The sequence below is a fragment of the Salinimicrobium oceani genome, assembly GCF_012037645.1.
The window spans coordinates 1-546 of record NZ_JAAVJR010000328.1; the positions used below are offsets into that span (position 1 = coordinate 1).

Annotated in this window: 1 protein-coding gene; it reads right to left on the minus strand. The window is 36.3% G+C overall.

What is annotated here, in order from left to right; all coding sequences use genetic code 11:
- A partial coding sequence (locus HC175_RS17000) for a glycosyltransferase family protein (protein WP_209310048.1) occupies nt 1–546 on the minus strand: 546 nt, incomplete at both ends.

A 546-nucleotide genomic window follows, 5' to 3' on the forward strand; every position in this document is an offset into this window, starting at 1 on the left:
GTAATATTGAGTTTGTATAGACCTAACTTTTTATTTCTCTTCCTCTCCAGAATATGATGATTTAAAAATTTAAATTTTTTTGAAATCTTAATTAGATTCTCAAAAATTTTCATCTTTCCCAGAATGCGTCGTTGCTGCTTATTAATTATATAGGATCGCCTTATAGCTTCAGCTTCTTCAAGATAAATATTCATTGCGGCCCCAGATAACTGACCCTCTCTTTTCCGCCAAGCTCCAATTGGTACTGTCGTATTATATAAAGTGGAAAACTGAAAGAACCTAAACCAGAGCTCGAAATCACCTGCCAATTTTAGCCGGTCATCCATTCTTCCACCTGCTTTTTCCCAGAGGCTTCTCCTCCACAAAGTGGATTCTTGCTGTATCCACTTGAAATCTCCAGCTAAAAACTTAATCAGATTAAAATTTTGTGCAGTTTGGGTGTGAATTAAATTTCCCTCTAAATCAATAAAACTGTTCAATCCTTGAATCCAATCAACCTCTGGAAGATCACAGAACAACTGAGCTATACGGTGGAAAGAATTCGGT